The sequence below is a fragment of the Arthrobacter sp. CJL-S3 genome (assembly GCF_056711635.1).
Window position 1 is genome coordinate 1 of sequence record NZ_CM160046.1, and the last position, 14349, is coordinate 14349.

The 14349-nt window shown below is 64.3% G+C and carries 11 protein-coding genes and 2 tRNA genes; 12 read left to right on the forward strand and 1 reads right to left on the reverse strand.

Features of this window, described 5'->3' with window-relative positions; genetic code table 11:
- The 12 genes from dnaA to AC06G6_RS00060 all read left to right on the forward strand — a co-directional run bounded on the left by dnaA (position 1) and on the right by AC06G6_RS00060 (position 13323).
- Positions 1–1422: a chromosomal replication initiator protein DnaA gene (gene dnaA / locus AC06G6_RS00005; protein WP_307457158.1), complete on the forward strand. Its 1422-nt coding sequence runs from the start codon at positions 1–3 to the stop codon at positions 1420–1422.
- Between the two features lie 534 nt (positions 1423–1956).
- On the forward strand, positions 1957–3081 hold the full coding sequence (gene dnaN / locus AC06G6_RS00010; RefSeq protein ID WP_479825141.1) for a DNA polymerase III subunit beta: 1125 nt from the start codon (positions 1957–1959) through the stop codon (positions 3079–3081).
- 94 nt (positions 3082–3175) lie between these two features.
- A complete protein-coding gene (gnd, locus tag AC06G6_RS00015; protein WP_479825143.1) occupies positions 3176–4060 on the forward strand; it encodes a phosphogluconate dehydrogenase (NAD(+)-dependent, decarboxylating) in 885 nt (294 codons plus the stop codon).
- A gap of 25 nt (positions 4061–4085) precedes the next feature.
- Positions 4086–5273, forward strand: coding sequence for a DNA replication/repair protein RecF (gene recF, locus AC06G6_RS00020; RefSeq protein WP_479825145.1), 1188 nt, complete (start codon positions 4086–4088; stop codon positions 5271–5273).
- The gene (locus tag AC06G6_RS00025; protein ID WP_307457168.1) at positions 5270–5833 is read left to right on the forward strand and encodes a DciA family protein; all 564 of its coding nucleotides are present in this window, start codon (positions 5270–5272) and stop codon (positions 5831–5833) included. Before recF ends, AC06G6_RS00025 begins: the two co-directional genes overlap by 4 nt.
- Positions 5834–6268: 435 nt before the next feature.
- A complete protein-coding gene (gene gyrB, locus AC06G6_RS00030) occupies positions 6269–8353 on the forward strand; it encodes a DNA topoisomerase (ATP-hydrolyzing) subunit B (RefSeq protein ID WP_479825147.1) in 2085 nt (694 codons plus the stop codon).
- 59 nt (positions 8354–8412) lie between these two features.
- Entirely contained in the window at positions 8413–11136 is a 2724-nt protein-coding gene (gene gyrA / locus AC06G6_RS00035) for a DNA gyrase subunit A (protein ID WP_479825149.1), read from the forward strand.
- Positions 11133–11783: a DUF3566 domain-containing protein gene (locus tag AC06G6_RS00040; RefSeq protein ID WP_479825151.1), complete on the forward strand. Its 651-nt coding sequence runs from the start codon at positions 11133–11135 to the stop codon at positions 11781–11783. Before gyrA ends, AC06G6_RS00040 begins: the two co-directional genes overlap by 4 nt.
- A 98-nt stretch (positions 11784–11881) precedes the next feature.
- Positions 11882–11955, forward strand: a tRNA-Ile gene (locus tag AC06G6_RS00045).
- Between the two features lie 70 nt (positions 11956–12025).
- Complete coding sequence (locus tag AC06G6_RS00050; protein ID WP_224048067.1) at positions 12026–12142, forward strand: DLW-39 family protein; 117 nt, start codon at positions 12026–12028, stop codon at positions 12140–12142.
- A 71-nt stretch (positions 12143–12213) separates the two neighbouring features.
- Positions 12214–12289 (forward strand) — tRNA-Ala (locus AC06G6_RS00055).
- A 119-nt stretch (positions 12290–12408) separates the two neighbouring features.
- Positions 12409–13323, forward strand: a complete 915-nt coding sequence (locus AC06G6_RS00060; RefSeq protein ID WP_479825154.1) for a DMT family transporter — start codon at positions 12409–12411, stop codon at positions 13321–13323.
- A 30-nt stretch (positions 13324–13353) separates the two neighbouring features.
- Here AC06G6_RS00060 and AC06G6_RS00065 read toward each other — a convergent pair whose 3' ends face one another.
- Positions 13354–14229: a glycosyltransferase family 2 protein gene (locus tag AC06G6_RS00065; RefSeq protein ID WP_479825156.1), complete on the reverse strand. Its 876-nt coding sequence runs from the start codon at positions 14227–14229 to the stop codon at positions 13354–13356.
- Positions 14230–14349 lie beyond the last annotated feature (120 nt).

Here is a 14349-nt window from a genome sequence, read left to right on the forward strand (position 1 = left end):
ATGACAGTAGACGAAGCCAACCAAGCCAACACTGTCGGAAGTTCCTGGCGGCGGGTCGTGAGCCTGCTGGAGAACGACCACCGTGTGTCACCGCGGCAGCGTGGCTTCGTCATCCTCGCCCAGGCCCAGGGCCTGATCGGGTCCACCCTGCTGGTGGCCGTACCAAATGAACTCACCCGCGAGGTTCTGCAGACGCAGGTGAAGGAAGCCCTCGACGACGCCCTCCGGAGCGTGTTCTCCGACGAAATCCGGTGCGCGATCGACGTCGACACCGATCTGGTGCCGCTCCACACGGAGCCGGAACCCGCCGTCGAGCTGTCCCTGGCTGCCGATCCCTCGGTGGAACTGAAGCCGCAGCCGATGCTGCCCAGCACCTCCCACGAATTTGGCCGGCTCAATCCAAAGTATGTCTTTGACACCTTCGTGATCGGTTCCTCCAACCGCTTCGCCCACGCCGCGGCCGTCGCCGTGGCCGAAGCGCCGGCGAAGGCCTACAACCCCCTCTTCATCTACGGTGACTCCGGACTCGGCAAGACCCACCTGCTCCACGCAATCGGCCACTATGCCCGCCGGCTCTACAGCGGGATCCGGGTCCGTTACGTGAACTCCGAAGAATTCACCAACGACTTCATCAACTCCATCCGTGACGATGAAGGCACCAGCTTCAAGACGACGTACCGAAACGTGGACGTCCTGCTGATCGATGACATCCAGTTCCTGGCCGGCAAGGACCGGACGCTGGAGGAGTTCTTCCACACCTTCAACGCGTTGCACAACAACAACAAGCAGGTAGTCATCACCTCCGACCAGCCGCCCAAGCTGCTCGCCGGCTTCGAGGACCGGATGAAGTCACGGTTTGAATGGGGCCTTCTGACCGACATCCAGCCGCCGGAACTCGAAACCCGGATCGCGATCCTTCGCAAGAAGGCCCTCAGCGAGGGTCTGTCCGCCCCGGACGATGCCCTGGAATACATCGCCTCAAAGATCTCCAGCAACATCCGCGAACTCGAGGGCGCGCTGATCCGCGTCACTGCCTTCGCCAGCCTCAACCGCCAGCCAGTCGACGTCGCCCTGGCCGAGATGGTGCTCAAGGACCTCATCACCGATGACGGGGCCCAGGAGATCACCTCCGCGCAGATCCTCACCCAGACCGCCGACTACTTCAAGCTCAGCATGGAGGAACTCTGCAGCAAGTCCCGGACCAGGACCCTGGTGACCGCCCGCCAGATCGCGATGTATCTGTGCCGTGAGCTCACGGACATGTCCCTGCCCAAGATCGGCCAGGAGCTCGGCGGCCGCGACCACACCACGGTCATCCACGCCGACCGCAAGATCCGTGAGCTGATGGCCGAGCGCCGGGTGATCTACAACCAGGTCACCGAGCTGACCAACCGGATCAAGCAGCAGCAGCGTAATTCCTGATCTGATTCCTGACCTGACCAGACGCGCACTCTTACCTTATTAACAGGCACCTGTGGACAAGCCTGTGGATAGTTAAGGGGACAACTGCGGTTAATGGGCTTAAAACCCTTAAGGCACCTGTGGATCACCGGGACGGCCAAAAATGTTATCCCCATCCACACCCTGTTTAAAACCTGCTCCGCCCACAGTCCATGAACAGGGCTTAACCGCGGAATCGCACCGCCAAACAGGGTTATCCACAGTATCCACAGCAGTTATTAACACTACTAATCCCTAGAAAATGAAATTCCCTCAAATAACAACTTCGATCTGCCCCCCGCACCCAGCCCAGGACCGTCCCGGACCCCGGCCGGAAACCGGCACCGGAGCGGCCAGGCCGAACCACACGGATGTAACCCGGGGATGGGAGAATCACACTTCTTGCGGCTAAGCTGTCTGCAGTGTGTCCGTCCTGGACATCTTTTGTGATTCCCTGCCGGGTCCATGGCCCCGGTAACGAGCGATGACAGCAGCAATGAAAGGCGGCACCCTTCCGTGAAGTTCAGAGTCGAGCGGGACGTCCTGGCAGAAGCCGTGACCTGGGCAGCCCGGTCGTTGTCTCCGCGGCCGCCGGTCCCCGTACTTTCCGGCCTGCTCCTTAAGGCTGAAGGCGGCACCGTCAGCCTCTCGAGCTTCGACTACGAAACTTCAGCAAGGCTCGAAATCGCTGCCGACATCACCACCGAGGGCACGATCCTGGTCTCGGGACGCCTGCTCGCCGACATCTGCCGCAGCCTGCCGTCCGCACCGGTCGACATCGAAACCGAGGGCAACAAGGTCACGCTGAGCTGCCGTCGAAGCAGCTTCCACCTGGCCACCATGCCGGAAGCCGAATACCCTCCGCTGCCGGCATTGCCGCCGATCAGCGGCACCGTCCTGGGCGACTCGTTCGCCCAGGCCGTTTCCCAGGTGATCATCGCAGCGAGCAAGGACGACACCCTGCCGATCCTCACCGGCGTGCGGATGGAGATCGAGGACGACCTCATCACGCTGCTGGCCACCGACCGTTACCGGCTCGCCATGCGCGAGGTCCCATGGAAGCCCGTCACCCCGGGCATCTCCACCAGCGCACTGGTCAAGGCCAAGACGCTCAATGAAGTCGCGAAGACCCTGGGCGGCAGCGGTGACATCAACCTTGCCCTCGCCGAAGACGACAGCCGACTCATCGGTTTCGAAAGCGGCGGACGCACCACGACGTCACTGCTGGTTGACGGGGACTACCCCAAGATCCGCTCACTCTTCCCCGAATCCACCCCAATCCACGCAACCGTGCAGACCTCGGAACTGGTCGAGGCCGTGCGCCGCGTCTCGCTCGTGGCCGAACGCAACACCCCGGTCCGGCTCGCCTTCACCCAGGGCCAGTTGCACCTCGACGCCGGAACCGGCGAAGACGCGCAGGCCTCGGAAGAACTCGAAGCCCAGCTCACGGGGGACGACATCACCGTGGCCTTCAACCCGCACTACCTGATCGAGGGCCTGAGCGTCATCGAGACCAAGTTTGTGCGTTTCTCCTTCACGAGTGCGCCCAAGCCGGCCATGATCACGGCCCAGCAAGAGGCCGACGGCGAGGACCAGGGCGATTACCGCTACCTTGTGATGCCGGTCCGGCTGCCCAACTAGCAGGCAACTGCTTCCGTCCTGATCCTGTGGAACGGCTAGCCCCGCTGGCTGACGCCACCACCCGAAACACCCATCGCAGAAGAGAGTTCATACCGTGCACATCGGACTGATCGGCCTTGGAAAAATGGGTTTCAACATGCGCGAACGGCTGCGCAAGGGTGGAATCGAGGTCACCGGTTTTGACCGCAACCCGGACGTCACCGACGTCGCGAGCGTGGATGAACTGATCGCCGCCCTGCCCGCTCCGCGCCTGCTTTGGGTGATGGTCCCGTCCGGGGAGATTACCGACGCCGTGATCACCGAACTGGGCTCCAAGCTCGACGCCGGCGACCTCGTGATCGACGGCGGAAACTCCCGTTACACCGAGGACCAGAAACACGGTGCCGCGCTGGCAGAAAAGGGCATCCGGTTCGCCGACTGCGGGGTTTCCGGCGGAGTCTGGGGCCTGCAGAACGGCTACGGGCTGATGGCCGGCGGGGACGCCGCGGACATTGAACACGCGATGCCTGTCTTCGATGTGCTTCGTCCCGAGGGCGACCGCGCCGACAGTTTCGTCCACGTCGGCGGCATCGGCGCCGGCCACTACGCCAAAATGGTCCACAACGGCATCGAGTACGGGCTCATGCAGGCGTATGCCGAAGGCTACGAACTCCTTGCAGCCAAGGACATCGTCACCGACCTTCCCGGCACCTTCCGCGCCTGGCAGAAGGGAACTGTCGTCCGGTCCTGGCTGCTGGACCTCATGGTCAAGGCCCTGGACGAGGACCCCGGCCTGGCCTCGATCGACGACTACGTCGAGGATTCCGGTGAGGGTCGCTGGACCGTGGAGGAGGCCATCGCCAATGCCGTGCCGGCCCCGGCCATCACGGCAGCACTCTTTGCCCGCTTCTCCTCCCGCGAGGACAACTCGCCGGCCATGAAGATGGTTTCCGCGCTGCGCAACCAGTTCGGCGGGCATGCGACCCGTCCGGCCAAATAGTCCTGCCCTGAAGTCCTGACCCGGCGTGTACCTAGAACAACTTTCACTCACAGATTTCCGCAGTTACACCCAGGTGGAGCTGAGCCTCGAACCTGGGGTCACGGTGCTGGTCGGCTCAAACGGCATCGGCAAGACCAACCTGATGGAAGCCATCGGTTACCTGGCCACGCTCAGCTCCCACCGGGTCAGTTCCGATGCCCCGCTGCTGCGGTTCGGCACCGAACGGGCCATGATCCGCGCCAAACTGGTCCGCGGCGAGCAGTCGACCGTGCTCGAACTGGAAATCAACAGCACCCGAGCCAACCGCGCCCGGATCAACCGCAGCAACCCGGTCCGGGCCCGGGACATTCTGGGCATCTGCCAGACCGTCCTGTTCGCCCCGGAAGACTTGGCCCTGGTCAAGGGCGATCCGTCCAGCCGGCGCCGCTTCCTCGATGAGCTCCTAGTCAGCCTCATCCCGCGGCACGCCGCAACCCGCAGCGACTACGACCGGGTGCTGAAGCAGCGCAACGCCCTGCTGAAGTCCGCCCGCGCGGGAAAATTCACCACGGGGCATGAGGCCACCCTGGATGTCTGGGACCAGCACATGGCCCGGGCTGGCGCCGAGCTGCTGCATGCACGGCTCGAATTGGTGGAACGGCTCCGGCCCCACCTCAGGAACTCCTACGCCCAGCTGACCGACGGGTCCAAGGAAGCGGGGGCCATCTACCGCTCGACGCTGCAGGGCGCCGTGGAGGATGACGGCGCGGTGCCGGACGCCGGAGGGCCCGCCGAGGACCTCCGGCTGCTCTCCGTCGACGAACTTACCGAACGATACATCCAGGCCTTTGCCTCCTCACGGCGCAAGGAACTCGAACGCGGAATTTCCCTCGTCGGCCCGCACCGCGACGAGCTCGAACTGGTCCTGGGCGAGGCCCCCGCAAAGGGGTATGCCTCCCATGGTGAAACCTGGTCCATGTGTTTGTCCCTGCGGCTGGCGTCGTACTACGTGATGCTCGACGACGCCAGGACCGGCGGATCCGCCCCGATCCTGATCCTGGATGACGTTTTTGCGGAGCTTGATGTCCAGCGGCGGCGTAAACTGGCCGCAATAGTATCCGGCGCCGAGCAGGTGCTCGTGACTGCCGCCGTCGAGGACGATATCCCGTCCGAACTGGCCGGGCGGCGGGTGAAGGTAATCCCGGGAGGAATCGATGAACGGGAAGATCGGTGAATAAGGATACCGACGGCGGCCTGCAGCCGGGCCGCGATCCCGACGACATCGACGCCGCCCAGTCGGCCCTGAACAGGATGCGCGAGGCGGCTGCGTCCCGGGGCGAAATCCGGCGCAAGGCCCCGCCGCGGCCAGGCAGCACGCCGCAGAAGTCCGGCCGGAGTTCCGGCAGCAGCCGCGGTTTCGGGCAATTCCACGGCACCGGCCGGGACCCTATGGGGCTCGGAAAAGTGGTTGGCCGTCTCGTCGCGGAGCGCGGCTGGAGCTCCCCGGTCGCCGTCGGCTCGGTGATGGCCGAGTGGGCAACACTCGTGGGACCGGAGATTTCCGCCCACTGCACCCCGGAGAGTTTCACCGACACGACCCTTCACGTCCGCTGTGATTCCACCGCCTGGGCAACCCAGCTGCGCCTGCTCAGCATGAGCCTGCTGGAGAAGTTCCGCACCGAACTCGGCGACGGCGTCGTGACCAAGATCCAGGTCCTCGGTCCGGCCGCGCCGAGCTGGCGCAAGGGCGGCCGGACCGTCAACGGCCGCGGCCCCCGGGACACTTACGGATAACTCTGGGTGGCCCAGGATGGGCGTCAGGACCCCCGGCAACCCTCAGATCTGAAGCACTCCTTGCAAAACTCTTGAAAAAACCGCAAACGGCGTGTAGGGCGCTCAGACGCACCGGAGTCGTATAGGAACCCGCATCCCGTAGTGCTGGAGCCTTGAAGGCGGAGCCTGTGGCCTCCCAGCGGTACTTTCCTCCCCGTTTGACCCTCTGGAATGCGGGTTTAGGCCCTATAGCACGGTAGAATCGTGGAAGATAACTGGGCGCCGGTGAAACGTTGACTGAGTCCGTTTCCGACGCAATATCCGCGTGCGGTAGACGGATCCTCGAGCCAGCATCACCACCGGTGGCATCAGTGACGTGCCCGTTGGCCGTAGCTGTTTCCTCCGGGAAGGGGCAAACGGCCGGCCCATAACGAAAAAGAGGAGTCGAAAGCGCCTGTGGCTAACGACAATGCAGAGATCCCGGCAGTGGAACCCGTAGTGGCGGGAACGGCGGACACCCCGCCAGAAGCCGCAACTCCCCACGGTTACGGCGCCAGCGACATCACGGTGCTCGAAGGCCTGGAAGCTGTCCGGAAACGTCCCGGCATGTACATCGGTTCCACCGGGCCGCGCGGTTTGCACCACCTGGTCTACGAAGTCGTGGACAACTCGGTGGACGAGGCCCTGGCCGGGTACTGCACCCACATCGAAATCGTGCTGCAGGCGGACGGCGGGGTCAAGGTTGTCGACAACGGCCGCGGCATCCCCGTCGACATGCACCCGACCGAGCACAAGCCCACCGTGGAGGTCGTGATGACCATCCTGCACGCGGGCGGCAAATTCGGCGGCGGCGGCTACGCCGTATCCGGCGGCCTGCACGGCGTGGGCATCTCCGTCGTCAACGCGCTTTCGAGCCACGTCGACACCGAGGTCCGCCGTCAGGGCCACGTCTGGCGGATGTCGTTCGCCGACGGAGGCAAACCCCAGGGCGGCCTGGTCCAGGGTGAAGAGACATCGGAAACCGGCACCACCCAGACGTTCTACCCGGATGCCAGCATTTTCGAGTCCACGGATTTCGATTTCGAAACGCTTCGCGCACGCTTCCAGCAGATGGCCTTCCTGAACAAGGGACTGCGGATCACCCTCACCGATGAACGGCGCGCCACAGAGGAACTGTCCGAGGACGGGGACCTGGACCTCGACGCCGTTCCGACCGAAGGTGAAGTCCCGGCCGAGTTCCACACCGTTGTGTACCAGTACGACGACGGGCTGTTGGACTACGTGAAACACCTCAACTCCGGCAAGAAGGTCGATGTGGTCCACGAGGACGTCATCGCATTTGAAACCGAGGACAAGGAACGGCACATCGCCCTGGAAATGGCGATGCAGTGGACCAACGCGTACTCCGAGAGCGTCCACACCTACGCCAACACCATCAACACCCACGAGGGCGGCACCCACGAAGAGGGGTTCCGCGCCGCGATGACGTCGCTGATCAACCGCTACGCGCGCGAGAAGAGCATCATCAAGGAAAAGGATGACAACCTCACCGGTGACGACATCCGCGAAGGCCTCACGGCCGTCATCTCGGTCAAGCTGGCCGAGCCGCAGTTCGAGGGCCAGACCAAGACCAAACTCGGCAATTCCGAGGTGAAGGGCTTCGTCCAGCGCGTCGTCACGGACGGACTGGGCGACTGGCTGGAACGGAACCCCGGCCCGGCCCGCGACGTCATCCGCAAAGCCATCTCGGCAGCCCAGGCCCGGATGGCAGCACGCAAGGCCCGCGACAACGCGCGCCGCAAGAGCCCGCTGGAGTCCTTCGGCATGCCCGGCAAACTCTCCGACTGCTCCTCGAAGAACCCGGAGAAGTGCGAGGTCTACATCGTGGAGGGAGACTCCGCCGGCGGCTCGGCCAAACGCGGGCGCAACCCGGAAACCCAGGCCATCCTGCCGCTGCGCGGCAAAATCCTGAACGTGGAACGGGCCCGGCTGGACAAGGCCCTCGGCAACACCGAGGTCCAGTCCATGATTACCGCGTTCGGCACGGGGATCGGCGAGGACTTCGACCTGAGCAAACTGCGTTACCACAAGATCGTCCTCATGGCCGATGCCGACGTCGACGGCCAGCACATCACCACCCTGCTGATGACCCTGCTGTTCCGCTACATGCGCCCGCTGATCGAGAACGGCTACGTCTACCTCGCGCAGCCGCCGCTGTACCGGATCAAGTGGTCCAACGCCCCGCACGATTACGTCTATAGCGACCGGGAACGGGACGCGCGGCTGCTGTCCGGCCAGGCCGCCGGCCGCCGCATCCCCAAGGACAACGGCATCCAGCGCTACAAGGGCCTCGGCGAGATGGACTACACGGAACTGTGGGACACCACCATGGACCCGGACCACCGCACCCTGCTGCAGGTCACCATGGACGACGCCCTGGCCGCGGACCAGACCTTCTCCACCCTCATGGGCGAAGATGTCGAATCGCGCCGAAACTTCATTCAGCAGAACGCCAAGGACGTTCGGTTCCTCGATATCTAGCGGCCAAAAGCCCTAGATATTCCCGAACTGATATATACCTGAAACGGAAAATATAGACTATGAGTGACGAAACACCAGAAGTTCCGGCCGGCCCGGCCGGTGGCGAGCCCGTTATCGAGGGCACTGTCCTGGACACCGATGTGCTGACCGACCGCGTCGAGCAGGTTGATCTGCAAACGGAAATGCAGCGTTCCTACCTCGACTACGCGATGGCCGTGATCGTGGGCCGTGCCCTTCCGGACGTCCGCGACGGCCTCAAGCCGGTCCACCGGCGGGTGCTCTATGCGATGTTCGACGGCGGCTACCGTCCGGAGCGGTCCTTCAACAAGTGCGCCCGTGTGGTCGGCGAGGTCATGGGCCAGTACCACCCGCACGGCGACACCGCCATCTACGATGCGCTGGTCCGCCTGATCCAGGACTGGACCATGCGCTATCCGCTGGCGCTGGGGCAGGGCAACTTCGGTTCACCGGGCAACGACGGCGCCGCTGCGCCGCGGTACACGGAAACGAAGATGGCCCCGCTGGCCATGGAGATGGTCCGCGACATTGACGAGGAAACCGTCGACTTCCAGGACAACTACGACGGCAAGAACCAGGAACCCACGATCCTGCCGGCGCGTTTCCCCAACCTGCTGGTCAACGGCTCCTCGGGCATCGCCGTCGGCATGGCCACCAATATCCCGCCGCACAACCTCCGTGAGGTTGCCGACGGCGTGCAGTGGTACCTGTCCAACCCGACCGCAAGCCGCGAGGAACTGCTCGAAGAGCTGATCGTGCGCATCAAGGGACCGGACTTCCCGACCGGCGCCACCATCCTCGGCCACAAGGGCATCGAGGATGCCTACCGCACGGGCCGCGGTTCGATCACCATGCGTGCCGTGGTCAGTGTGGAGGAACTCCAAGGGCGCACCTGCCTGGTCGTCACGGAGCTGCCGTACCAGGCCAACCCGGACAACCTGGCCATCAAGATCGCCGAACTTGTCAAGGACGGAAAGATCTCAGGCATCGCGGACCTCCGCGACGAAACCTCCGGACGCACCGGCCAGCGCCTGGTGATCGTGCTTAAGCGCGACGCCGTCGCCAAGGTGGTGCTGAACAACCTCTACAAGCACACGCAGCTGCAGGACAATTTTGCGGCCAACATGCTGGCGATCGTTGACGGCGTTCCCCGCACGCTGAGCCTTGACGCTTTCATCCGCCACTGGGTAACGCACCAGATGGACGTCATTGCACGCCGGACCCGCTACCGCCTGCGCAAGGCCGAAGAAGAAGCCCACATCCTGCGCGCGCTGCTCAAGGCACTGGATGCGTTGGACGAGGTCATTGCGCTCATCCGTGCCTCGAGCACGACCGAGGCCGCGCGTGATGGCCTGATGGAACTGCTGGAAATCGACGAGGTGCAGGCCCGGGCCATCCTGGACATGCAGCTGCGCCGTCTTGCCGCCCTGGAACGCCAGAGGATCCAGGACAAGCACGCCGAACTCGAAGCTGCGATCGCCGAATACAACTCGATCCTCGCTTCCGAGGAACGCCAGCGCGAAATCATCAGCACCGAACTGGCCGAAATCGTGGCCAAGCACGGCGATGACCGCCGTACCAAGGTCCTGCTCGGGTTCGACGGCGACATGTCCATGGAGGACCTGATACCCGAAGAGGAAATGGTCGTCACGATCACCCGCGGCGGCTACGTCAAGCGCACCCGCAGCGACAACTACCGCTCCCAGCAGCGCGGCGGCAAGGGCATCAAGGGCGCCCAGCTGCGCGGCGACGACGTCGTCGAGCACTTCTTCGTGACCACAACCCACCACTGGCTGCTGTTCTTCACCAACCTGGGCCGGGTATACCGGGCGAAGGCCTACGAACTCGTGGAAGCCGGACGCGACGCCAAGGGCCAGCACGTGGCGAACCTGCTCGCGTTCCAGCCCGATGAGCACATTGCCCAGGTCCTGGACCTGAGGGATTACCAGCAGTCGCCGTACCTGGTCCTGGCCACCAAGCGCGGCCTGGTGAAGAAGACCCGTCTCGAGGACTACGACACCAACCGCTCCGCAGGTGTCATCGCCATCAACCTCCGCGACGGCGACGAGTTGGTCTCCGCCCAGCTGGTCTCGGAGACGGATGACCTGATGCTCGTCTCCCGCATGGGCCAGTCGATCCGCTTCACCGCCACCGATGAGGCCCTGCGCCCGATGGGCCGGGCAACCTCCGGTGTCACCGGAATGAAGTTCCGCGAGGATGACGAACTGCTGGCGGCCGACGTGGTCACGGACGGTTCCTTCGTGTTCGTCGTGACCGAGGGCGGTTACGCCAAGCGCACCGCGGTGGAGGAATACCGCCTCCAAGGCCGCGGCGGTCTCGGCATCAAGGTCGGCAAGTACCAGGAGGAGCGCGGCCACCTCGTAGGTGCCCTGATCGTCCAGGAAGAAGACGAGGTCCTGGTGGTCATGGAAGGCGGCAAGGTGGTTCGTTCCTCAGTGGCCGGAGTGCCGGCCAAGGGGCGCGACACCATGGGTGTCATCTTCGCCAAGCCGGACAAGAACGACCGCATCATTGAGGTGGCGCGCAACAGCGAACGAGGCCTCGAAACCGACGAGGGTGCTGAAGACGAAGATGCAGACGCTACGGCCGAAAGTCGGGCATCGGCGGCGGATGACGTAACGTTGGCTGAAAATACCGGATCACATGAGGGGTCCGCAGCGGAAGAATCAGCACCGGCCCCGGAGTCAGATGAGTCATCAGGCAATGCCGAGCTGGACGAAGACAACACCGGAGGTAACGAGTGAGTAATTCCGACTCATATCCCAAGCCGAACAGCGGCGTTCCCGGCGGAGTGCGGCAGCCTGCCGCCGCGCCCCGGGTAGGCGCGCCGTCCCGTCCCGAGCAGCGACCCGGGGTGGCAAGCGGCGCCACGGGCACGACCCAGCGGCCCCAGGTGCCCGGGCAGCGTCCCACCCAGGGAGGCCCGGTGACCCCCGGGCAGCGCCCGGCCACCCCCGGACAACGTCCGGACCAGAACCGTCCGGGGCAGAACACGACCGGGCTGATCAAACCGGCCCCCAAGGCCAAGGTCCGCCGCGCCCGCCTGCTGGTGAGCAAGGTTGACCCCTGGTCCGTACTGAAGATGGCCTTCCTGCTCTCCGTGGCCCTCGGCATCGTGACCGTCGTGGCCGCGATTGTGCTCTGGACGGTCCTGGACCTGACCGGAATCTTCGACCAGGTGGACGGTCTCCTCGGTACCCTGGCTGGCTCCGAAGGCGGCGGCTTCGAATTGAAGAAGGTCGCCTCGCTGGGACAGGTGGCATCTTTCGCCACCATCATCGCGGTCATCAACGTCGTCCTGCTGACGGCGCTCTCGATGCTCTCGGCCGTGCTGTACAACATCTCGGCCACCCTGGTGGGCGGCATCGGCGTCACCCTCACGGACGACTAAAACCCATAGTTTTCCCGGAATTTTCCCGGGGAAATGCCTCGATTTGAGATCGGGCCGGGATGTGCTGTAAAGTCGTATCTCGGCCCGATGAGGCATCGGGGCGTATAGCTCAGGCGGTTAGAGCGCTTCGCTGATAACGAAGAGGTCCCAGGTTCAAGTCCTGGTACGCCCACGGAATCTGTACGGATTCAAGTGGAGGTCCGGTTGATATTTGCTTATCGCCGAACCGGAACGGGGTGCATGTGAAGAAGTTGCTCGTCGTTGCAGCTACGATCGCAGGCGTCCTGCTCTACAAGAAAGTGCAGGAATCCGAGGCCCGGAAAACGGTCTGGAGCGAATCAACCGATACGGTTGACTAGCCCGGATTCCCGGTTCGGCAGTCGGAAAACGGCTAATCGAACTAGGGTATGATTGTCGGGTTGCTTCTTATGGGGGCATGGCGCAATTGGTAGCGCACCTGCTTTGCAAGCAGGGGGTTCGGGGTTCGAGTCCCCGTGCCTCCACCATAGGAAAGGCCCCGGACCGCGGAAACGCGGTCCGGGGCCTTTTGCATGCCCTAGCCGGCCGCAGCCGCAGTGCGGCCCCTCAATCCTTGGCAGCTCCGCGCCACCACTAGTGTTGGACCGTGAACTTCTTCCTTGCCGCCCTTGGCGTCCTCGGTGTGGCCTCGTCCGGGCCGCTCATTGCCGCCACGCTGGGGGCCACGTCCGTCAGTGCGCTGGCGATCGCCTTCTGGCGCAACGCCATCGGGTCGGTCGTCATGGCGGGCCCGGTGATTGTCCGGGACCCCCGCCAGTTCGGCCGGGTCACCGGCAGGGAATTTCGTTGGTCCCTGGCGGCTGCGGTTGCCCTGGCGCTGCACTTTGCCTGCTTCATCACCTCGCTGCAGTTCACTTCGGTCGCGGCGGCCACCGCCCTCGTCTGCCTGCAGTCCGGCTGGATCGCCGTCTTCCAGCTCTTCCGCGGCGTCAGACACCGCTGGCCGGTCCTGGTGGGCCTGGGTATCGCGTTTGGCGGCGTCGTCGCCATTACCGGGTTCGACATGGGCACGTCTCCGGAGGCGCTGCTGGGTGATCTGCTGGCGGTGGCCGGCGGAGCCCTGGCCGGTGTCTACACGCTCGCCGGCGGCAAGGCGCGCCAGACCATGGGCACCGGCGTCTACACGACCCTGTGCTACGGGATGTGCGCAGCCGTCGTGGCGGTGCTGGCACTGTTCACGCAGCAGCCACTCGCCGGGTTCGAAGCCGCCGGCTGGATTGGCATCCTGGCGATCACGGTCTGCGCCCAGCTGATCGGTCACACCGCCTTCAACCACCTGCTCGCCACCATGAGTCCGCTGCTCGTGTCCATGATCATCCTGCTGGAGATTCCGGGGGCCGCGCTGCTCGCTGCCGCGTTCCTGTCCGAGACCCTGCCGGCCGGGACCTACGCCGGCCTGGCAATGATCCTCGTGGGGCTCGCCGTCGTCGTCCTGGGGCAGCGCAGCTCACGCGCCGTGCGGCGCACGGCTGACGGGCTGGCGGAGCTGGGGACGGACTGACGAGACTGGCGGCGCCGTCAGGGGCGCGTGCTACTGGCCGCCGCGGCGGGCGGGCTGGGCCGTGTTGACCGTATGGATAGCGCGCAGCAGTTTCGCCGGGAAGTAGACAGAGAAGAAGACCACCATGGGGGCCTTGAGTGCCATCTTCTTGACGTTGTGGGCCTTGTACGTGCGGTCGAAACGCGTCACGTAATAACGGTAGTCGCGGGGAGAGTCTTCCAGCCGGCGTGCGGACATGCCGGAGACCATCTGCGGCCAGTACTGGATCCTGAGGTCATGGTCGGCGAGATGCAGGGACAAATCGATGTCCTCGTGCATCTCGTCCTTCTCGTCCCGGCATGCCTCGGCCCGGATGATCTCCCAGGCGGAGCGGCGGAGGGCCATATTGGAACCAAAGAGAAAGTGGTACTGGTGCTTGGCAAGCTTGAGCATCAGCTGGCGCATCTTGTCATCGGCCTTGAGGCCGAAACGACGCATGGGCATGTCGTAGTAGACCACCGGGCCGGTCGCGGCGTGGACGGATTTGTCCCGGAAGGCTTTCTGGACCTGTTCAACCCAGTCGGGCTCCAGCACGGAATCGGCGTCGATCCGGCCCAGAATGTCACCCGTGGCATGGTCGAGGCCGAAATTGCGGGTCGGGATCAGGCCCTGGTCGCGGTCCTGGCTGAGCAGGATGATGGGGCTCTCCGGGTATTCCAGCTGCATCTGCCGGACGATGTCGGCCGTGCGGTCCTTGGACATGTTGTCAACGACGATGATCTCGTGCGCCGGGACTGACTGGTACACGGCGGCAATGAGGCACTGCCGGATGACGCTTTCCTCGTTGTATGCCGGGATGACGATAGACACAGCCGGCGTGTGCACAGCATCGTGTAAGGCATCCTCAGAGGATTTTTCGGGTGACATCCCCCCAAATTTAGCACCAACGCGGTTTTTCCAGCCCGGCGCCGGGCGGTGCCCCGGCTACGAACTGGTAAACATCGGGCGCAAAAAGGGAGGGATCCCGCCTCTGTGGCGGAATCCCTC